The 20,368-nt window shown below is 70.9% G+C and carries 13 protein-coding genes and 1 tRNA gene; 4 read left to right on the top strand and 10 right to left on the bottom strand.

Features of this window, described 5'->3' with window-relative positions; all coding sequences use genetic code 11:
• The first annotated feature begins 131 nt into the window (after nt 1-131).
• The gene (locus ACSDQ9_RS04745; protein ID WP_435144267.1) at nt 132-1,520 is read left to right on the top strand and encodes an ammonium transporter; all 1,389 of its coding nucleotides are present in this window, start codon (nt 132-134) and stop codon (nt 1,518-1,520) included.
• On the top strand, nt 1,517-1,855 hold the full coding sequence (locus tag ACSDQ9_RS04740) for a P-II family nitrogen regulator (protein WP_435144266.1): 339 nt from the start codon (nt 1,517-1,519) through the stop codon (nt 1,853-1,855). Before ACSDQ9_RS04745 ends, ACSDQ9_RS04740 begins: the two co-directional genes overlap by 4 nt.
• Before the next feature lie 89 nt (nt 1,856-1,944).
• On the opposite strand, the gene ACSDQ9_RS04735 is transcribed toward ACSDQ9_RS04740, so the two are convergent.
• From ACSDQ9_RS04735 to ACSDQ9_RS04720, 4 genes are all read right to left on the bottom strand, one after another.
• Nucleotides 1,945-3,330, bottom strand: coding sequence for a flavin monoamine oxidase family protein (locus ACSDQ9_RS04735; RefSeq protein ID WP_435144263.1), 1,386 nt, complete (start codon nt 3,328-3,330; stop codon nt 1,945-1,947).
• A 127-nt stretch (nt 3,331-3,457) separates the two neighbouring features.
• A tRNA-Thr gene (locus ACSDQ9_RS04730) sits at nt 3,458-3,530 on the bottom strand.
• A gap of 54 nt (nt 3,531-3,584) precedes the next feature.
• Nucleotides 3,585-4,841, bottom strand: coding sequence for an MFS transporter (locus tag ACSDQ9_RS04725; protein ID WP_435144261.1), 1,257 nt, complete (start codon nt 4,839-4,841; stop codon nt 3,585-3,587).
• Between the two features lie 4 nt (nt 4,842-4,845).
• Nucleotides 4,846-6,486: an alpha/beta hydrolase gene (locus ACSDQ9_RS04720; protein ID WP_435144259.1), complete on the bottom strand. Its 1,641-nt coding sequence runs from the start codon at nt 6,484-6,486 to the stop codon at nt 4,846-4,848.
• Between the two features lie 95 nt (nt 6,487-6,581).
• Here ACSDQ9_RS04720 and helR point away from each other — a divergent pair, with 95 nt between their 5' ends.
• Complete coding sequence (gene helR / locus ACSDQ9_RS04715) at nt 6,582-8,795, top strand: RNA polymerase recycling motor ATPase HelR (RefSeq protein WP_435144256.1); 2,214 nt, start codon at nt 6,582-6,584, stop codon at nt 8,793-8,795.
• Between the two features lie 4 nt (nt 8,796-8,799).
• Here helR and ACSDQ9_RS04710 read toward each other — a convergent pair whose 3' ends face one another.
• The 6 genes from ACSDQ9_RS04710 to topA form a co-directional block, all read right to left on the bottom strand.
• Complete coding sequence (locus tag ACSDQ9_RS04710) at nt 8,800-9,714, bottom strand: DoxX family protein (protein WP_435144254.1); 915 nt, start codon at nt 9,712-9,714, stop codon at nt 8,800-8,802.
• Between the two features lie 99 nt (nt 9,715-9,813).
• Nucleotides 9,814-11,016: a DNA polymerase III subunit delta' gene (locus ACSDQ9_RS04705; RefSeq protein ID WP_435144251.1), complete on the bottom strand. Its 1,203-nt coding sequence runs from the start codon at nt 11,014-11,016 to the stop codon at nt 9,814-9,816.
• Between the two features lie 51 nt (nt 11,017-11,067).
• Complete coding sequence (locus tag ACSDQ9_RS04700) at nt 11,068-13,635, bottom strand: DEAD/DEAH box helicase (RefSeq protein WP_435144930.1); 2,568 nt, start codon at nt 13,633-13,635, stop codon at nt 11,068-11,070.
• 127 nt (nt 13,636-13,762) lie between these two features.
• Nucleotides 13,763-14,461 carry a dTMP kinase gene (tmk, locus tag ACSDQ9_RS04695; RefSeq protein ID WP_435144248.1) on the bottom strand — a complete coding sequence of 233 codons (699 nt, stop codon included), beginning with the start codon at nt 14,459-14,461 and terminating at the stop codon, nt 13,763-13,765.
• Nucleotides 14,461-15,885 carry a hypothetical protein gene (locus ACSDQ9_RS04690; RefSeq protein ID WP_435144246.1) on the bottom strand — a complete coding sequence of 475 codons (1,425 nt, stop codon included), beginning with the start codon at nt 15,883-15,885 and terminating at the stop codon, nt 14,461-14,463. Before ACSDQ9_RS04690 ends, tmk begins: the two co-directional genes overlap by 1 nt.
• A gap of 1 nt (nt 15,886) precedes the next feature.
• On the bottom strand, nt 15,887-18,652 hold the full coding sequence (gene topA, locus ACSDQ9_RS04685) for a type I DNA topoisomerase (protein ID WP_435144244.1): 2,766 nt from the start codon (nt 18,650-18,652) through the stop codon (nt 15,887-15,889).
• Nucleotides 18,653-18,882: 230 nt separating this feature from the next.
• Between topA and ACSDQ9_RS04680 the strand changes: the two genes are divergently transcribed.
• Complete coding sequence (locus tag ACSDQ9_RS04680) at nt 18,883-20,235, top strand: FG-GAP repeat domain-containing protein (RefSeq protein ID WP_435144241.1); 1,353 nt, start codon at nt 18,883-18,885, stop codon at nt 20,233-20,235.
• Nucleotides 20,236-20,368 lie beyond the last annotated feature (133 nt).

Here is a 20,368-nt window from a genome sequence, read left to right as displayed (position 1 = left end):
GCCCCTCCTCGACTCGGTGTGTGTGTCGACCCTACGTGGTGAAACGCGCCCGTAACACTGACCGGATTCTCGTCACACGACTGTGACTCGGGCGCGACTTCGGTGAAAAACCCGACCGCCAGAGTACTGGCATGACCATTCTCGAGCTCAACACTGGCGACACGGCCTGGGTGCTCATCTCAGCTGCGTTGGTGCTGTTGATGACCCCCGCCCTCGCGTTCTTCTACGGCGGCATGGTGCGCTCCAAGAGCGTCCTCAACATGATGATGATGTCGATCGTGACCATGGCGATCGTGGGCATCCTCTGGGTGCTCTACGGCTTCTCGATGGCCTTCGGGAACTCGTGGCACGGCATCATCGGCGACCCCACCCAGTTCGCTGGCATGCGGGGCGCCTTCGACACCCTGATCGGGGCCGAGGGCAACCAGATCCCGCTGTTCGTCTTCGCCGGCTTCCAGGCGGCCTTCGCGATCATCGCCGTGGCGCTCGTCTCGGGCGCTGTCGCCGACCGCATGAAGTTCTCGGCCTGGATCGCGTTCTCGATCGCATGGGCCACCCTCGTCTACTTCCCCGCGGCCCACTGGGTGTTCGCCTTCGACGGTGTCGTCGCCGAGAAGGGCGGCTGGATCGCCAACCAGGTGAAGGCGTTTGACTTCGCCGGCGGCACCGCGATCCACATCAACGCCGGCGCGGCAGCCCTCGTGCTGGCCCTCGTGCTCGGCAAGCGACTGGGCTTCGGCACCAAGCCGATGCGTCCGCACAATCTGACCCTGGTGATGCTGGGCGCGGGCCTGCTGTGGTTCGGCTGGTTCGGCTTCAACGCCGGTTCGGCGCTGGGCGCCAACGGTCTGGCCGGCCTCGTCTGGGTGAACACCCTGGTTGCCACGGGCGGCGCGATGCTCGCTTGGCTGGTCGTCGAGAAGATTCGGGACGGCCACCCCACCTCGCTGGGTGCCGCCTCGGGCATCGTGGCTGGCCTGGTCGCGATCACCCCGGCCTGCGCCGTGGTGACCCCGCTGGGCGCCATCGCCGTCGGCGTGCTCGCCGGCATCGCCTGCCCGCTGGCCCTGAGCCTCAAGACCCGCTTCGGCTACGACGACGCGCTCGACGTGGTCGGCGTGCACCTGGTCGGTGGTCTGGTCGGCACCCTGGCGATCGGCCTGTTCGCCAAGGGTTCGCTGACCGGCGGCACCGCGGGCCTGTTCTACGGCGGCGGAGTCGAGCAGCTGGGCCGGCAGGCCCTCGGAGCGGCGGCCGTGCTCGTCTACTCCGTGGTGGTCAGCCTGCTGATCGCCCTGGCCATCAAGTACACGATCGGCCTGCGGGTCACCACCGATGACGAAGTCTCGGGCGTCGACATCACCGAGCACGCCGAGAACGGCTACGACTTCAGCCGGGTCGGGTACTCGTCCTACCGCGTGCAGCAGACCCTGGTGGTGCCCGCGGCCCCCGTCAGCCCAGTCGACCTGGTCGACCCCGACAGCACCCGCACCGACGCTCAGAAGGAGGCGGTCAAGTGAAGCTGATCACCGCCATCGTCCAGCCCACCATCCTGCAGAACGTGCAGGTGGCCCTGGCCCAGTACGGAGTCAACGGCATGACCGTCTCGGAGGCCTCCGGGTTCGCCCGGCAGCGCGGCCACACCGAGGTCTACCGCGGCACCGAGTACACCATCGACTTCATCTCGAAGGCCCGCATCGAGGTGCTGGCCACCGACGAGAAGACCGACCAGATCGTCGCGGTGATCTGCGACGCGGCCCGCACCGGCTCGGTGGGGGACGGCAAGGTCTGGGTCACCGCCGTCGAGGAGGTCGTGCGAATCCGCACCTCAGAGACCGGGGACGACGCCATCTGACGGACCCTTGTACCCCGCAGGGGGAACGTCCCCGACACAGCAGGGCCCCGACCATCGTGGTCGGGGCCCTGTTGTCTGTGGGTTGGCCGTCAGGCCAGCGCCTGCATCACCTGGGCGGCGGCGGCCGACCCTGAGCGCACGGCGCCCTCCATGTAGCCATTGAAGGTGGTGGCGTACTCGGCCCCGGCGAAGAACTCCCGGCCGTTGGGCTCGGCCAGCGCCGGCCCCGACGCGGTCCACACACCCGGGGCGAAGTGGGCGCCGTGGCAGCCGCCGGTGAACCGTTCGGCCGACCAGTCCCTGTCGACGTACTCCAACGGCTCGGCGGGCGCGGGCCCGAAGGCCGCGGTCACGGCCTCGGTGAACGCCCGCTGGCGCAGGTAGGCCGACTTCTGCCCCCAGCCGTCGGCCTCCGGACCGGCGAAGAACCCGAGCAGCACCCCTCGTCCGCTGCCCTGGGCGTCGTCGGTGGCGTCAAAACTCACGCGCACGGGGCCCCGGTCGGATCCCATCTGACCCGACCGCCCGCGCTCGCGCCACCACGGCGTGGGGTACACCAAGAACGCCTTGATGACATTGCCCGGCGGCACCTTGGCAGCCAACTCGTGGCGCCACTCGGGCAGGGCGGGCTCGTGCGTCAGGGCCGCCGCGAACTTCGGCGGCAGGGTATTGATCACACTGCGGGCGACCAGTTGCTCACCGGAGGCCAGCGTCACGGTCACCGTGTCGTCGGTCTGCGCCACCGAGGTCACCACGGACGACAGCCGCACCGCCTCACCCAGGTCGTCGGCGAGCCGTCGGCAGATGCCAGACGAGCCACCCACCACCCGCCGCTGACGGACCCCGCCGTTGACGGCGATCAGGGCCTCCATGTCGGTGCCCGAATTGGCGCGGTGCAGCCCCTCCGAGAGGGTGATGGCCTCGGGGTCGGTGCGGAAACTCGCCCGGAAGACGCGGCCGAACCAGTCCTGGCCGGCCGGGGTGCGCAGGTTCGAGGTCACCCAGCGCACCAGGGGGCGCGAGAGCCAGGTGGTGTTGCCCCGGGCCCAGGTGGGGTCGTCCGCAATGCGTTCGGCGAGATGACGGAACCGGGCCAGCCCCTCGCCGAGGTCGGCCAGTTCGAACGGGTTCAGGCTGGTGGCCAGTTCGTCGCGGCTGGGCACCTGCGAGACATTGCCGCCCAGGCGCACGGTGACGTCACCCGACGACGGGCTCACCAGCGACAACCCCAACCGGGTGGTGAGCTCGTGCATGCGGGTGTGACCGTCGGCCAGCCACTGGCCACCCAGGTCGACGACCTGGCCGTCGGAGAGCACGCCGGTCTCGACACGACCGCCGACCCGCTCGCGGGCCTCGAGCACGACGACGGAACGCCCGTTGGCGACCAGATCGGTGGCGGCACTGAGCCCCGCCAGACCGGCACCCAGCACGATGCAGTCCAGGACGGGGCAGTCCAGCACGGGGCGGTCGAGCACGGGGGTTCCCTTCCTGGTCGGCCCAGCCCGCGGTTGGGCTCAGCGCACCTGACCTTACGCCCACGCCGCTGGCCGCAGACGCGGGGGTGGCCTTTCGGCGTCCTCGTCCGATTTCGGGCACGAAGAGAGCCGCCTACGGGAATCGAACCCGTGACCTACGCTTTACGAGAGCGTCGCTCTACCGACTGAGCTAAGGCGGCGTGCTGATCAACCAGCGCGGGAAACCCTACCAATGCCGATGCCCGCGGCGCGACTCAGCCTCCCGAAGGCCCCTGCTGAGGAGACCGCTGCAGAGGAGACCGCTGCAGGGGGGATCGCTGCAGGGCGGTCACCACCCCACACACCAGGGCCACCGCCCCGGCGGCCATCAGCACGACCCCCACCGACGGGAAGCCGAAGGTGTCGACGAGCCGGCTCATGGTGGCCGCCCCCGCCGAGACCCCGAGGACGACCGTGGTGGCGATCACCGTCATCACCGTGGTGAGCCGGGAGCGCGGCGCGAGGCTCTCGGCCAACGAGTAGCCGGAGACCAGCACCGGACCGACCGCCACACCGATCAGCAGGGCGACCAGTGTCATCGGCGTCACCTGGTGTGCCTGGGCGACCATGGTGCGGGTGACCAGGGCGCCGGCCACCACCAGCACGGCGGCACCGACGGCGATCCGCCAGCCGTAGCGGATGCCCGGCGAGAGCCGGGCGACCAGCAGCGAGGCGACGGCGCTGCCGACCCCCACCAACCCGTAGACGGGGCCCGTCAGCGATGATCGTCCGAGGTCGTCGAACCACGCCGTGAGGGCCGTCTGCGTCGAGCCGAACGTGAACCCGACCATGGCGGTGGCGATGGCCACCGGCAGCAGGGTCAGCCACGCAATGGCCGGGCCGGTGTCGGTGTGGCCCGAGGCGGCGGCACGCCGGTCGGCGCCCGCCCGGGCCAGGTAGGCGGCGAAGGCCCCCTGCCCGAGCAGGGTGAGGGCGCCGATGACGACCATGCCCGGCACGCCCCCGGCCAGCCCCAGCAGCAGCCCCGCCAGCGTCGGCCCGAGCACGAAACTCACCTCGTCGACCGCCCCCTCGTAGCCCATGGCGCGGCTCACGAACCCGCTGGGCAGCCGGCCGTCGCGGGCCAGCGCGGCCCAGTGTCCACGCGCGATCGACCCGATCTGCGGGTTGGCGGCGCCGAGCGCAAAGGCGACGGCGAGCGCACCGGGCTGGCCGGGGTGGGCGAGGCCGAGGGCGGCGAACCCGGCGATCCCGCCGAGCTGCAGCAGCGTGCAGGCCACCACCACGGGCAGGGCTCCCAGCCGGTCGATCAGCCGCCCGATGATCGGGGCGCCGATGGCCGAGCCGAGCCCCAGCACGGCCACCGCGGTGCCGGCCTGGGTGAGGGAGCCGCCGATCTGGGTGACGAACAGCAGCGTGGCCAACTGCACCATGGCCCCTGGCACACGACCGACCGCGGCGGTGACCAAGAAGGGCCAGCCGCCGATGCTGGGCAGGGACTGCTGGGTCATGGGATCACCCCTTGCAGGTGGTCGCGGGCGGAACGGTGCCGTCGTTGAGGTAGGCGATCACGGGGGCGCGGACGCATTCCCCGCCCAGGGAGTACGCCGAGTGGCCGGCCCCCTGCCGGGTGATCAGCACCGCGTTCTCGAGCTGACCGGCCATCCACACCGACTGCTGGTAGGGCGTGGCCGGGTCAATGGTCGAGCCCAGCACCAGGATCGGCGCCGACCCCTTCGCGGTCAGCCGCAGCTGTGGCGCGGGGGCAGCCGTCCAGACCGGGCAGGTGAGGTTCATGCCGAACCACTGGCCGAAGATCGGCGCCAGTCTGCGGTCGGCCGCCCAGCGCCGTTGGGCACCGGCGACGCCCGCATCGGCCCAGTCGGCGCAGCTGATGGCCGGGAAGGCGTAGGCCATCGTCGAGTAGGAGCCGTCGCGGTTGCGCCCGATCATCGAGTCGCCCGCCTGGGCGATGTAGGTCGGCTCGTCGCGCAGCAGCGCCCACTGCAGGGAGTTGTAGAGGTTGCGGTAGCCGCCCTCGCCGGCGTACATGAACGCCGCGATGCCCGTGGCCGCGGCGATCGAGCCGAACACGTGCCCGTTCACCGTGCGCGGTGAGGCGTCCAGGCCGGCGATCCAGCGGTTGACGGCCTGCACGACGGCCGCCTTGGTCGAGCCGAGCGCGCACTCGCCCTGGCGCTGACACCAACCGGCGAAGTCGTCCAACGAGGCGTCGAAACCCATGGCCTGGATCACAGACTCGTTGTCGGTGATGTTGACCGCCGAGTCGAGCACCATGCGCCCGACGCGCTGCGGGTACAGCTCGGCATACGTGGCGCCGATGAAGGTGCCGTAACTGATGCCCAGATAGCTGAGCCGCTCATCGCCCACCAACCAGCGCAGGTAGTCGAGGTCGCGCGCGGTGTCGATCGTCGAGATGTGGTCGAGCAGAGCTCCGGACGATGCCCGGCACTGCGTGGCGAAGGCCCGGCTGACGGCCCGCAGCTGCTCGACCTGACGGGGAGTGGTCGGGGTGGGGTCGACCGCGTTCCACCCGTCGGTCTGGGCCGGGGTGCCGCAGACCACCGGGGTCGAACGGCCGGAGCCTCGCGGGTCCCAACCGATGACGTCGTGGCCCGGGTAGGGGCTGAGATCGAAGCCGGCGGCCATGGACATACCTGACCCGCCGGGGCCGCCCGGGTTCACGAACAGGGTGGCCCGGTGCTGACCCTGACCTCGCTTGCGGGCCATCGCCAACGTGATGGCCTGACCGTCGGGCTCGTCCCAGTCGAGGGGAACGGTGACGGAGGCACACTGCACCCCGCCCTGCTCGGGGCAGTCGAACCACTCGATGCGCTGGTCGGCGTAGCGCTGCAGCCCACGTCCGGCGGGCGGGTCGACGAACCCCTCGGGGGTGGCGTCGGAGCTGGTCACGACCCGATCGGGAGACGTGAGCCGCGTCCAGGTCTCGTGCCTGGCGGGGTTGAACTCGGCGAACGTGGCGGGGCGGGGCGAGGTGCTCCCCGCTGCCGAGCTGGCGGACGACCCCGCTGCCGACCCGGCATGGGGCCGGTCGACCAGACTGCACCCGGCGGCGACCAGCGCCACCACGAGGGCGAGCACCGCCATCGAGCGGCAGCGGTCGGGGGCAGTCACCCCATCACCCTATAGAGGCCCGCCACCTTCACAGTAACCCCGGCAGGGGGGCTTGCCGCAAGGCCCCCCACAGGGAGCACACTCGTGCAGCACCCGTGTGCACCACCCTTCGCCCCTCGAGTGAGGCACGCATGCCGATCTTTGCCCTTCCCGACCGCCTCTCCCACAAGTCCACCCCCGCCCTGACCGACCTGGACGAGCGCCACCTGCGCCGCGTGGTCGAGACCGTGCAGCAGCAGGTGCGGGCGCTGTCGTCCGAACGCGACGAGCTGCGCCGGTCGCCCGCCGGCCGCGGCCGCAAGGCCCTCGACCGCGACCTCGAGATCCATCGGCTGACCGCGCGGCTGGCGATGCTGGCGCGGTTCTCGACCGACCTGTGTTTGGGGCGGATGGTGCCCGCGGACGGGTCGTCCCCGGTCTGGATCGGACGCATCGGCCTGACCACCGGCGACGGTGAGCAGCTGCTGGTCGACTGGCGCACCCCCGCGGCCGAGCCGTTCTTCGCGGCCACGGCCGCGCACCCGAGCGGTCTGGTCAGCCGCCGCCGGTACCGGTGGTCGGGTGGGGTGATCGTCGACTACTGGGACGAGAGCTTCGGCCAGAGCTCACCCGGGCAGCCCGCGGTGGCCCTCGACGACGACTCCGCCTTCATCGCCAGCCTCGGCTCGAGCCGGTCGCCCCGCATGCGCGACGTGCTGGCGACGATCCAGGCCGACCAGGACGCCATCATTCGCGCCGACTCGTCGGGCCCGTTGGTGGTCGACGGTGGGCCCGGCACCGGCAAGACGGTGGTGGCCCTGCATCGCGCCGCCTACCTGCTGCACACCGACCCCCGGCTGGCGGGCAGTCGCGGGTCGTTGGCCTTCGTCGGGCCGCACGAGGCCTACCTGGGCTACGTCGCCGACGTGCTGCCGGCGCTCGGCGAGGACGGTGTGCTGACCTGCACGCTGGCAGATCTACTGGGGGCCGACCGGCTGGGCGTCGACGGGCCGGTGGACGAGGACGACCCCCGGGTGGCGGCCCTCAAGCACGCCGCCCGTCTGGTCGAGGCGGTCGAACCGGCAGTGGCCTTCCACGAGCAACCACCGTCGTCCACGCTGGTGATCGACACCGACTGGGGTGAGCTGCGGCTGACCCCCGACGACTGGCGCGAGGCGATCGACGCCCTCGAGCCCGGCACCCCGCACAACGAGGCCCGCGACGACCTGTGGCAGGCGCTGCTGACGATCGCGGTCGACCAGTTGGTCGGCGACGACGAGGGGCAGGCGGCCGACGAGCTCACCGCGGCCCTGGCCGACGACGACGACCTCGCCGAGCTGATGGGCGCCACCTGGCCCATGCTCGACGCCACCGATGTCGTCTCGGACCTGTGGTCGGTGCCGGCCTACCTGCGGCTGTGCGCGCCGTGGCTGAGCACCGACGAGCGCGCCCTGCTGCGCCGGGACGAGGGGTCGCCGTGGACGAGCGCCGACCTACCCCTGCTCGATGCCGTGCGGGCCCGCCTGGGCGATCGTCGGGAGGCGGGCCGGCGTCACCGGGCGCAGGCCACCCTGGCCGCCGATCGTGCCTACATGGACGACGTCGTCACCCACCTGCTCGAGGCCGACGACGACCCCGAGAGCGGCCTGGGGTTGCTGCGCCGCGACAGCATTCGCGACGACCTGCTGCACACCGAGGCCGTGGCGACCGCGACCCGCGACCGCCTCGCCGGACCCTTCGCGCACGTGATCGTCGACGAGGCCCAGGAACTCACCGACGCCCAGTGGCAGGTGATCCTGCGGCGCTGCCCGTCGCGCAGCATCACCGTGGTCGGCGACCGGGCACAGGCCCGCTCGGGCTTCGGGCAGCCCGGCGCGGGCGAATCGTGGGCCTCGCGGCTCGAACGGGTCGGGCTGGGAGCCCCCCGGCTGGCGTCGCTGACGGTGAACTACCGCACTCCGCAGGAGGTGATGGCCGCGGCCGCGCCGGTGATCCTGGCCGCGCTGCCCGACGCCAACGTGCCCACCTCGGTGCGGGTGGGCGGTCGTCCGGTGCGCCGGGGTTCGGTCGGTGAGCTGGACGAGGTGCTGCGCGACTGGCTGGCCGCCCACGACGAGGGCACGGCGGTGGTGATCGGCCGCCAGGGGGCCGAACCGGCGACGACGGCCCACGACGGACGGGTCAGCTGGCACGACCCCGTCTCGGTCAAGGGACTCGAGTTCGACCTGGTGGTCTTGCTCGACCGGGACTGGCCGGCCGACCTCAGGGGTGCGGTCGACCGCTACGTGGCGATGACCCGAGCGACGCAGGAACTCGTGCTGCTGAGCTGATCGCTCAGAGACCGGCCTTGCGGCGCGAGCGGCTGCGACGGATGCCACCATCCATGCCCCAGCCGCCACCACCGAGGCAGAACAGCACGAAGCCGACGGCGGCGAGCAGCAACTCGAGTTCGCCGACGAAACCTGATTCGCCCGCCCGGAACGGGTTCTGCGAACCCCAGCGGACGAACACCAGGGCCCCGATCGCGATGGCCATCACGCCGACGCCGACCACCCGCACCATGAAGCCGAACACCAGGGCAATGGCCGCGAGCAGCTCGGCAATGCCCACGACCCAGGCCGCGTAGTTGGCATAAGGCACGCCGACCTGCTCGAAGAACGTGGTGGTGGCGTTGATGTCGGTGACCTTCTGGTAGCCGTGCACGCCGAGAATGCCGGCCACGACCACCCTGAGCACGAACAGGCCGAACGCTCCGAGGAACTTGTCGGTGGAGCGCTTCTGGAAGCGGTAGGGGGCGACCTCGGCAGTACCGTCGGCGCCGGCCTCGTCGCGGTGCACATTGCCCAGGGCTCGGTCGCGGGCGGCCAGCTCGGCGCGGCGGCGCTCCAGGGCCTCGTGGCGTTCCTGTTCGGGATCGACCTCGGGAGCGACCAGGGGGGCCGGCATCACACGGGTCTCCTCGTGGCCGGGCTCCTGGGTGGGGTACTCCTGGGGGGCGTGCTCCTGGGTGGCGAAGGTCTGGCTGGCGGGCTCGCGGGTGGCGAAGTCCCGGGTCTCGTGGTCCTGGTTGTCGAAGTCCTGGGTCTCGACGTCCCGGTTCTCGTGGTCCTGGGTGACGGCGTCGAACTGCTGGGTGGGCTCACCCTCGTCGTCGTTCACCGGCTCGGTGGCGGCCAGTTCCTCGGCCAGGGTGGGGCGATCCTCGACCTGTGCCTCGTCGGCCGGGCGGTTGTGGTCGCTGTCGGTCATCTGGTCCTCCATGGTCGCGGTCGTGACGTGCCCAAAACTCCGTGCCATTCAAACACCTGACCCCGGAACAGCCGGGGAGCACACGCTGTCGGCCCGCGCTCAGCGGGGCACGGCCAGCTGCACCATCAGCGCCTCGAGCGCCAGCAGCGGCGCCACGTTGGCCTCGAGCGCCTCGCGGCAGGCGAGAATCGCGTCGATCCGCCGCAGGGTCTGCTCGGGCGTGGTCGCGCGGGCGATCTGGGTGAGCTGATCGCGGTACTCGGCGTTGATCAGATGCGCGCCGGCGACCACCTCGAGCGATGTGTCGAGGGCGCCGGTTTGCAGCCCGAGCACGTCGCGGTAGTAGCCGGTCAGTTCGGTCAGCACCCGGTCGAGGGCATCCCGCTGCAGCCGCTTGGCCCGGGCCTTCTGTTGGTCCTCGAGTTCCTTGAGGGCGGCGGCCGCGTGCTTGGGTCGTGCCCCCTTGGTGCCGAAACCCAGCGAGAGTTCGAGCTCGGCCCGCTCCTTGGCGTCCCAGCCACTGGTGGCCTGCGCGGCATCCTCGGCGGTGGCCTTCACCAGGTTGTCGGCCGCCGTCAGGCAGGCTCCCACCGAGGTGAGCGCTCCGGGCAGCCGGAGCACCTCGTTGCGGCGGGCGCGGGCCTCCTCGTTGCGGGCGAGGGCGCGCGCTCGTCCGATGTGGCCCTGAGCGGCGCGCGCGGCGTAGGCGGCGATCGGGGCGTCGATGCCGTCGCGGGTCTGCAGCAGACGGGCGACGGCCTCGTCCGAGGGGGTGGCCAGGTGCAGCGACCGGCAGCGGCTGCGGATGGTGACCACCACGTCGTCGGGGGTGGGCGCGCAGAGCAGCCACACGGTCTGGGGGGCGGGTTCCTCGACCGACTTCAGCAGCGCGTCGGCGCCGCGTTCGGTCACCCGGTCGGCGTCCTCGACCACGACGATCTGGTAGCGCCCGGTGGTTGGGTTCATGGCGGCCGAGCGCACCAGCGAGCGCACCTCGTCGACGCCGATGGACAACTTCTCGGTGCGGACGAGGGTGACGTCGGGGTGGGCGCCGCTCATAGTGGTGCGGCAGTCGGTGCACTCACCGCAGCCGCCGCGGGGGCACTGCAGGGCGGCGGCGAACGCCATCGCCGCGTTCGAGCGGCCCGATCCGGGCGGGCCGGTGATCAGCCAGGCATGGGTCATGGCCTGGCGGGGGCCCTGGCCTGACGCGGAGGCGACGGCGCGGCGCAGCACCTCGACCGCGTTCTCCTGACCGACCAGGTCGGCCCAGACACCGGTCGGGTTCGTCGTCGTCAGCACGTCAGCATGATGTCACGCGCCTCCGACAACTGGGCCCCCGTTCCCGCTCGATCACCGTGGCCCAACCCCGTCGTGGCGGCGCATCGCCGTGGTCAGCAGCACCGCTGCCCCCACCTCGTCGGAGGCGTCGAGGTCGACGGTGGCCTCGATGGCCCAGTCGTGGTCGCCGTCGGGGTCGTCAATCACCTGCCGCAGCTGCCACACGCGGCCGCCCAGGTCGCCTCGGCCGGGGGTGATCTGCAGCATTCCCGGCGAGCGGGCCCCCTGGTCGATGCCGATGTCGGCGTGGTCGTCGAAGTAGTCGTCGAGGGCATCGTCCCAGGCGTCGACGTCCATCACGACGGCCTGCGCCGGCTCGGTGAGGGCGGCCACCCGGGCCTCCACCTCGGCCAGTTCGCGCGACTTCTCGGCCGCCGCCAGCTCGACCTTGTGGAACATGGCATTGCGCACCAGCACCCGGAACGCCCGCTCGTTGCCGGTGATCGGACGAGGCTGCTCCGGCACCTGCCGGAGTTCGGCGGCCTCGTCGGGATTGACCAGGGCGTCCCATTCGTCCAGCAGCGACGAGTCGGTCTGCCGCACCAGCTCCCCCAGCCAAGCGATCAGGTCGTCCAACTCTTCGGTGCGCGACTGCTCGGGCACGGTGTGCCGCAGGGTGCGGTAGGCGTCGGAGAGGTAGCGCAGCAGCAGCCCCTCGGAGCGCGACAGCCCGAGCGCGGCCACGAACTCGCCGAAGGTCTGGCCGCGCTCGTACATCTCGCGCACGACCGACTTCGGTGACAGGTTCTCGGGGTCGACCCACGGATGGGTCTGGCGGTAGACCCCCAGGGTGTGCTCGAGCAGGTCGGCCAGCGGGGTGGGCCAGCCGATCTCCTCGATCAGTTGCATGCGCTCCTCGTACTCGATGCCCTCGGCCTTCATGGCGGCCACGGCCTCGCCGCGTTCGCGCTTCTGCTGGGCGAACAACACGGCGCGGGGGTCTTCGAGGATGGCCTCGATCACCGACACGACGTCGCGGGCATGGTCGGGCGATGCGGGGTCGAGGGTCTCGAGCACCGCCAGAGCGAACGGCGCCAGCGGCTGGTTGACGGCGAAGTCGCGCTGCAGGTCGACGGTCAGCTCGTGGCGCCGGCCGTCGGCGTCGGCCTTCTCGAGTCGGCGCACCGCCCCGGAGTTGATCAGCTCGCGGGCCAGCACCACCCCACGGCGCCGCAGCCTGAGCCGGGCGGCCTCGTCCTGATGGTTGTCGCCCAGCAGTTTCGCCGCGGCGGCCACCGGGTTGCCCCGCCGGGCCAAGAGGTTCACCAGCATGGCGTGGGTGACCCGCAGCCGGGGCTGCAGCGGCTCCGGTTCGGCGGCCACGAGTCGGGCGTAGGTCTCCTCGTTCCAGCTGACCTGCCCCTCGGGCGGCTTCACCTTCTGCAGCTTGCGGAGCTTCTTCGGGTCGTCGCCGGCCTTCGCGATCAGGCGCGCGTTCTCGATCAGGTGATCCGGGGCCTGCACGACCACCCAGCCCTTGAGGTCGTAACCGGCGCGACCGGCTCGTCCGACGATCTGGTGGAACTCGCGGGCCCGCAGCAGCCGCTGCTTGGTGCCGTCGAACTTCGTCAACGCGGTCAGCAGCACCGAGCGGATGGGCACGTTGATGCCCACCCCGAGGGTGTCGGTGCCGCAGATCACCGTGAGCAGACCGTCCTGGGCGAGTTGTTCGACCAGGCGCCGGTACTTGGGCAGCATGCCGGCGTGGTGCACACCGATGCCCGCGCGCACCAGCTTCGACAGCACCCGCCCGAAACCGGTGCCGAACCGGAAGTGCCCGATGCGGTCGGCGATCTCGGCCTTGCGCTCCTTGCTGATGGTCACCACGGACGTCAAGGACTGCGCCCGCTCGAGAGCCGCAGCCTGGGTGAAGTGCACGATGTAGATCGGCGCCTTGTCGTCGCGAATCAGCTCGGCGATCGTCTCGTGCACGGGCTTCATCGCCCAACTGAACTCCAACGGCACCGGTCGCTGGGTGCCCGCGATCAGTGCGGTCGGACGACCGGTGCGCCGCGTCAGGTCGTCTGCGAGGGTGGTGACGTCGCCCAGGGTGGCCGACATCAGCACGAACTGCGCCTGCGGGAGTTCGAGCAGCGGCACCTGCCAGGCCCAGCCGCGGTCGGGTTCGGCGTAGAAGTGGAACTCGTCGGCGATCACCATGCCGACATCGGCCTCGGCGCCCTCCCGCAGCGCGATGTTGGCAAGAATCTCGGCGGTGCAACAGATGATCGGGGCGTCGGCGTTCACCGAGGCATCGCCGGTGACCATGCCCACGTTGTCGGCGCCGAAGATCTCGCACAGGGCGAAGAACTTCTCACTGACCAGGGCCTTGATGGGGGCGGTGTAGAAGCTCACCCGGTCGTCGGCGAGGGCGGCCAGATGCGCGGCGAGGGCCACCATCGTCTTGCCCGACCCGGTGGGGGTGGCCATCACCACGTTCGCGCCGGCGAGGATCTCCATGAAGGCCTCGTCCTGGTGCGGGTAGAGCGTCAGCCCGCGCTCAGCCGCCCAGTCGACGAACACCTGGTACAGGGTGTCGGCGTCGGCGCGGTCGGGGAGCCGGTCGGCGAGGGTGGCCATCACCACAGCAGCATCTCACTGACCCGACGGTTGAGTTCGTGCAGATTCCGTCGGACAGCGGCGAGAGTGCCCCCACGAGGGCACCATTGGCCGCCAGCGAACGGAATCTGCACAGCTCTGGGCGGAGTCAGTGGGGCTGGGTTCCCACGACGGTGATGCCGAGCAGGTCGGCCACCCGGCCGCGGACCTCGCGGGCGAGGCGCTCGCGGGGATCGCGGGCCGGCAGCACCAGGTAGTGGTCGGGGTCGGCCTCGGCCAGCCGCAGGAAACCCTCACGCACTCGCGCGTGGAAGTCCTCCCCGGCGGACTCGAGGCGGTCCTGCTCGGTCTTGGTGTGCACGGCGGCGGCCGGGTCGACGTCGAGCAGCACGGTCAGGTGCGGGCGCAGGTTCTCGGTGCCCCAGCGCGAGATGGTGTCGACCTCGTCGACGGCGAGCGCTCGTCCGGCACCTTGGTAGGCGAGCAGCGAGTCGGTGTAGCGGTCACAGACCACCACCGTGCCGCGGTCGAGCGCGGGGCGGATCACCTGGTCGACGTGGTGGGCCTTGTCTGCGATGTAGAGCAGGGCCTCGGCGCGGGGGGCCAGGTGTCCGGTGGCGGGGTCGAGCAGAATCTCGCGGACCTTCTGGCCGACCGGCGATCCCCCCGGTTCGCGCGTGACCAGGTGGTCGATGCCCCGCTCGGCCAGCCAGCCCGCCAGTTCGCGCACCTGCGTCGACTTGCCGGCGCCGTCGCCACCCTCGAAGACGATGAACAGCCCCCGGCCAGCGTGCTGACCTGTGGCCGAGGGGGTGGCCGAGGGGGTGGCAGGAGTCGTGGCGCCCATCACAGCCCCCGGTCGGCGAGCTTGCCGCGCAGCTTCGGCCAGTCGTTGATGAACTCGGAGCGGGCCTGGCGCCGAGCCCGGGTGGCGTCGGCCGCTTCGAGGCCGCGGCGATAGGCGGTGGCCCCGTCGAGGGCGGCCAACTCGTCCGCGGTGGGTTCGGCGACCGGCACGACGCACGGTTCGAGGCGGTCGACGAGCCCGCGCAGGCGCTTGCGGAGGCGCTTGCCCCGCTTGCCGAACAGGGTGCCGACGCCCTCGACGCCGATCAGCAGCTGCTGGGCGGCGGCGCGGGCCCCCGACCACTGCTCGAGCGGCGCCTCGGGGGTGAGGCGGGTGATGCGGCTGGCGAGAATGCCGAGCCCGGCATGGGCCTGGCGTTGCAGCACCTCGCCCGCCTTCTGGTTGGAGAAGTCGCCCAACTGCGGTGCGCGCACGGCAGTCACCAGCGCGTCGAGCACCCGGAAGTAGCGGTCGTCGAGCTGGGTCACCGAGACGGTGCGGTCGCTGCCGGTCAGGCTGGCGAGGTCGGTCTCGAGGCGTTCGCGCCAGCCCGGTTCGAGCACTCCCGCCAGGGCGCGCAGCTGCACGCCCAGCGTCTCGAGTTCCGAGAACACCGGCTCGGCCGACCGAGCAGCCTCGGACGTGGGCTCACCGGCACGTTCGGCGGCGGCGACCCGCGCCTGCCGTGCCAACTCACTCGCCCGCAGCGCCAGGTCGGCACGCATCACGGCGCGCAGCCGGGCGGCGAACAGGCTCGAGACGAACACCTCCAACGACGTGGACGAGTCGTACTCGCGCGGCTCCGGGAAGTCGCTCAGCCCGCTGCCTGGTGCCCCCAGCCGGTGCATCGGGTCGGGGAACTCGTCGACCCGCACCCCACCAACGGCCATCAGCCCGTCGCCGAGGAACCGGCGCTGGGCGGCCGTCATCACCGGCCCCGCCTCGAGGGTGGTCTCGCGGTAGCGCGCGGTGGTCACCCCACCACGGCGGATGGTGATCTTCTCGTCACGCAGCGTGCCCAGGGTGACGTCGTCGGCGTCCTTGATCGCGAACACCTGCCGCTCCTGGTGCACGGCGGCCACGGGACCCAACGGTGACCGGCGGCGGAAGGGGCGAACCAGTTCGGCCAGATCGGTCGGCAAGTCGCCCGCCGCCCCCAGTTGGACGACGTGGTCGACCGGCAGCCACGGCTGCCAGTCGGGCGCATCGAGGTACCACTCCCCCAGACCGCCCTTCACCCGATGGGCGAGGGTGACCCCGGCCCGCAGCAGCCGGTGATCAGGCGCGTCGAGCAGGGTGATCTCGAGGTCAAAGCTCTTCTGCGGGCTGAGCAGCAGCCGGTCGACCCCCAGTGCCGGGTTCACCAACCGGGGGGCGTCGACCGTGAAGGGCAGCTCGAAGAACTCCTTGCGCTTCTTGGCCATCTCAGTTCTTCGTGGACGCCGAAGTGCTGCGGGTGGTCGTGCTGCGGGTGGTGGTCTTCCGGGTGGTCGCCTTCTTGGCTGCGGTCGTCTTGGCCGTCGCGGTCTTGCGCGTGGTCGTGCGCCGCGTGGTCTTCTTCGGCGCCGGCCCCTTGGCCCGCTTCTCGGCCAGCAGTTCGGCCGCCCGTTCGAGGGTGATCGCCTCGACCGAGTCGTCCTTGCGCAGGGTGGCATTGAACTCACCGTCGGTGACGTAGGGGCCGAAGCGGCCGTCCTTCACCTGCACCGGCTGGCCCGATGTCGGGTCGTCACCCAGTTCCTTGAGCGGGCCGCGAGCGGCGGCTCGTCCGCGGGTCTTCGGCTCGGCGAAGATCGTCACCGCCTCGTCCAACTCGATCGAGAAGATCTGGTCCTCACTGGCGAGCGAACGCGAGTCGGTGCCCTTCTTCAGGTACGGGCCGTAGCGGCCGTTCTGGGCCGTGATCTCGGCGCCGTCGGCGTCGACACCGACCACCCGCGGCAGGCTCATCAGCTGCAGCGCCTGCTCCAGGGTGACGGTGGCCGGGTCCATCGAGGCGAACAGGCTGCCGGTGCGCGGCTTGGCCGACTTGGGCGCGTCCTCGGGCAACACCTCGGTGACGTAGGGGCCGAAGCGTCCGTTCTTGGCCACGATCGTCAGGTGGGTGTCGGGGTCGACGCCAATCTCCCGCTCCTCGCCGGTGGGCGTGGCCAGCAACTCGCGGGCTTTGTCAACGGTGAGTTCGTCGGGGGCGAGGTCGTCGTCGACGTTGGCCTTGCGACCCTCGGAATCCTCGAGGTAGGTGCCGTACTTGCCGACCCGCACCACGATGCCCGACTGCTCGCCCAGCTGGTCGGAACCGATCGGGAAGGTCGACATCTCGCGGGCGTCAATCTCGCCCAGCTCGTTGACCAGCCGGTGCAGACCCTCGCGGGCCGAGACCCCACCCGCCTCGGTGGTCGAGGCATCCTCGTCGCCGAAGTAGAAGTCGGTGAGCACCTCGAGCCGCTTCGCGCTGCCCTTGGCGATCTCGTCGAGCACACCCTCCATGTCGGCGGTGAACTGGTAGTCGACCAGGTGCGAGAACCGCTCCTCCAACAGCCGCGTCACCGCGAACGCCAGCCACGTGGGCACCAGCGCCGATCCCCGCTTGAACACGTAGTCGCGGGCGGTGATGGTGCGCAGGATCGACGCGTAGGTCGACGGCCGGCCGATTTCGAGTTCCTCGAGCTTGGCCACCAGCGTGGGCTCGGTGTAGCGGGCCGGCGGCTTGGTGGCGTGACCGGCCGGGGTGATCTCGCGGGCGTCGACCCGCTGCCCCTGCTTCAACTGGGGAAGGCGGGCCTGGGCGTCGTCCGAGGTGTCATCCTCCTCGACCCCGGCCACGTAGGCGCGCAGGAACCCGGGCTTGGTGATGGTGCGCCCCGAGCTGGTGAAGTGGGCCACCTCGACCGGCGACTGCTGCCCGATCGCCACCGGCGTGGCGGGTCGGGCCTCGAACTTCACTGTCAGCGTCTGCCCCTGGGCATCGACCATCTGCGAGGCGACGGTGCGCTGCCAGATCAGCTCGTAGAGCCGGAACTGCGCTCCGGTCAGGCCGGTCTGCGCGGGGGTGCGGAAGTGCTCGCCGGCCGGACGAATGGCCTCGTGCGCCTCCTGGGCGTTCTTGACCTTCGAGGCGTATACCCGCGGACGATCCGGCACCGAGTCGGCCCCGAACAGTTGCGTGGCCTGCGCGCGGGCCGCGGTGATCGCGGACGAACTCAGCGTGGTCGAGTCGGTACGCATGTAGGTGATGAAGCCGCCCTCGTAGAGCGACTGCGCGACCCGCATCGTCTCCTCGGCCGACATCCGCAGCCGACGGCCGGCGTCCTGCTGCAGGGTGGTGGTGCGGAACGGCGCGTAGGGGCGGCGGGTGTAGGGCTTCGACTCGACGCTGACCACCTCGAACGGCTGCCCCGTCAGGGCCGTCGCCAGCGCGGTGGCGCCGGTCTCGTCCAGGGCGACCGCCTTCGCCGACTTCAGCTGGCCCCGCGTGTCGAAGTCTGAGCCCTGGGCGACCTTGGCGTCGTCCACCGCGACCAGCCGGATGGTGAAGTCGGGCTCGCCGCCCGTGCCCGCGAGGGTGGCGTCGATGTCCCAGTACCCGGCCGAGGTGAAGGCCATGCGCTCGCGTTCGCGATCGACGACCAACCGGGTCGCCACCGACTGCACGCGGCCGGCCGACAGGCGCGGCTTGACCTTCTTCCACAGCACGGGTGAGACCTCGAAGCCGTAGAGCCGGTCGAGAATGCGCCGGGTCTCCTGGGCGTCGACGAGGTCGAGGTCGAGCTCGCGGGGGTGCGCGACGGCCTCGAGAATCGCCGGCTTGGTGATCTCGTGGAAGACCATGCGCTTGGCGGGCACCTTCGGCTTCAGCTCCTGCAGCAGGTGCCAGGCGATCGCCTCGCCCTCGCGGTCACCGTCGGTGGCGAGCAGCAGTTCGTCGGCGTTCTTGAGGTGGTCCTTCAGCGCCCGCATGGTCGCCTTCTTGTCGGCAGCCACCACGTACAACGGCTCGAAGCCGTTCTCGACGTCGACGCCGGTGCGCGCCCACTTCTCACCCTTGTACTTGGCGGGCACGTCGGAGGCCCCGGTGGGCAGGTCACGCACGTGCCCACGGGACGACTCGACGATGTAGCCATCGCCCAGGTAGCTGGCGATCTTGGTCGCCTTGGTGGGCGACTCCACGATCACGAGGGTTTTCGACATGTCCGCCTTCGGTCAGGGTCAAGTGGTACTCCAACGGTTCGCCCGACGGCGTCCGCTTCGACTGCATGGTAGCCGCCGCCCACGACAGGTTCGCCGCCAGCCACATTGCTGGGCCGGCGTTGCTGAGCGTTCCTCAGCAGAAGTTGGGCATCGTCCGTGCAACCCGGGAGCGCGGGCTGCGCGTATGAGGAGTGCCAGCCCGTTTCGTCACCCACACCGAGGGAGCTCCCGTGTTCACCACCACAGTCCGTCCCCCCGTCGCACCTTCCCTCGCCACCCCTCTGGCCCTCGCCACCCCTCCTGGTGGCGGGGCTACGGGCCGCACCCGCCGGCGACCTCGACTCGCGGCGGCCCTGGCCGGCACCGCGATCGTCGCCGGCGCCACCGTGTTCGGTGCCGCGCCCGCCCACGCCGTCGGGGTGGAGGGGCCCTACACCACCTTCGGCGACGCCAAGACCTTCGCCGGCATCTCGGTGAAGGTCTCCTACCCCGAGCGCATCGGCGACGGCGACGTGTACGAGAACCAGGTCACGGTGTGCAACATCTCGGCGGCCACCATTCCGGTGGGCCCCGAGAACTTCTCGTGGTCGCGCACCCAGAACGCGTCCACCTACTACGCCCAGCGCGACACCCCGGTGCATCGCCCCCTGCCGTCGGTGTACCTGGCGCGCGGTGCCTGCGTGTCGGGAGCCCTGGCCAACAGCGGTGGCGCACCGTGGCAGCTGGCCTTCCACCAGCCCCAGCTGGGTCTGACCGTCGACATCGTGCCGGCGACCGAGTTCGACGGCACCTACGAGCCCGCGTCCTTCCCCAAGGCCGTGGGGGCCACCCACCGCATCGGTGACTACGTGGGCGATGCGGCCGCCGACGTGCACGGCACCCGCAACGGCACCACCTCGCTGTACCGCACGCTGCCCGGGCCGTCCCTCGTCAAGCACTCGACCGTCTACCAGTCGACCGCGACCGGCGACCGGTTCGCGGCCAAGGTCGGCGATCTGGACTCGAACGGCATGACCGACGTGCTCACTGTCACCCGTGATGGACGCGTGCTGCTCGCCCGGGCGATGGAGGGCGGACGACTCGCCCTGCCCTATCAGATCGGCCACGGCTTCCAGACCTGGTCACTGTTCGGCATCGTGCCGGGCAACGACGCCGGCGCACCCACCTACCTGGTCGGACGCAATGCCTCGGGGCAACTCGTGCGCTACACCCTGACCGTGCGTGGCCTGTCGAACCCGCGGACGATCGGCACCAACTGGAGCTCGCTTCGTCAGGTGGTCAGCCTGGGCGACCTGACCGGTGACGGCCTGTCTGACCTGATGGCGATTCGCAGCGACGGCCGCCTCTACCGCTACGCCTTCGGCCCGTCGGGTTCGATCTCGTCGGTGGCCCTGGTGGGCGGTGGTTGGCAGACCACGACCCGTCTCGTCTCGCCCGGCGACCTCAACCGTGACGGACGACGCGACTTGGTCGCCGTGCGCACCGATGGCGGTCTGTACTTCTACGCCTCGGCCGGCAACGCCACCTTCGGGGTCGCGAAGCAGATCGGTCAGGGCTGGGGAGTGCTCGACACCGTCGCCTGAGGCGTCGCGCCCCTGGAAATCATCAGTCGGGAAAGCATCGGTCCAGAAAGAAATTGTCAGAGCGGGCTGCGACGGTGTTGCCTGTGGGGGAACGGTGGTCCACCGGGAGTTTTGGGGGCTCCCGGATGACCAC

It is taken from the genome of Aestuariimicrobium soli, from assembly GCF_051192575.1.
Classification (GTDB): Bacteria; Actinomycetota; Actinomycetes; order Propionibacteriales; family Propionibacteriaceae; genus Aestuariimicrobium; species Aestuariimicrobium soli.
Note: the sequence above shows the minus strand (reverse complement) of the source record. Positions and strands in the feature narration are given on the sequence as shown.

Coding starts and splice junctions, on each gene's coding strand:
- ACSDQ9_RS04745 (WP_435144267.1), top strand. CDS start 132: ATGACCATTCTCGAGCTCAACACTGGCGACACGGCCTGGGTGCTCATC.
- ACSDQ9_RS04725 (WP_435144261.1), bottom strand. CDS start 4,841: ATGACCCAGCAGTCCCTGCCCAGCATCGGCGGCTGGCCCTTCTTGGTC.
- ACSDQ9_RS04710 (WP_435144254.1), bottom strand. CDS start 9,714: ATGACCGACAGCGACCACAACCGCCCGGCCGACGAGGCACAGGTCGAG.
- ACSDQ9_RS04700 (WP_435144930.1), bottom strand. CDS start 13,635: ATGGCCACCCTCGCCGACCGGCTCCCCGACCGCGCCGACGCCGACACC.
- tmk (WP_435144248.1), bottom strand. CDS start 14,461: ATGGGCGCCACGACTCCTGCCACCCCCTCGGCCACCCCCTCGGCCACA.
- ACSDQ9_RS04690 (WP_435144246.1), bottom strand. CDS start 15,885: ATGGCCAAGAAGCGCAAGGAGTTCTTCGAGCTGCCCTTCACGGTCGAC.
- topA (WP_435144244.1), bottom strand. CDS start 18,652: ATGTCGAAAACCCTCGTGATCGTGGAGTCGCCCACCAAGGCGACCAAG.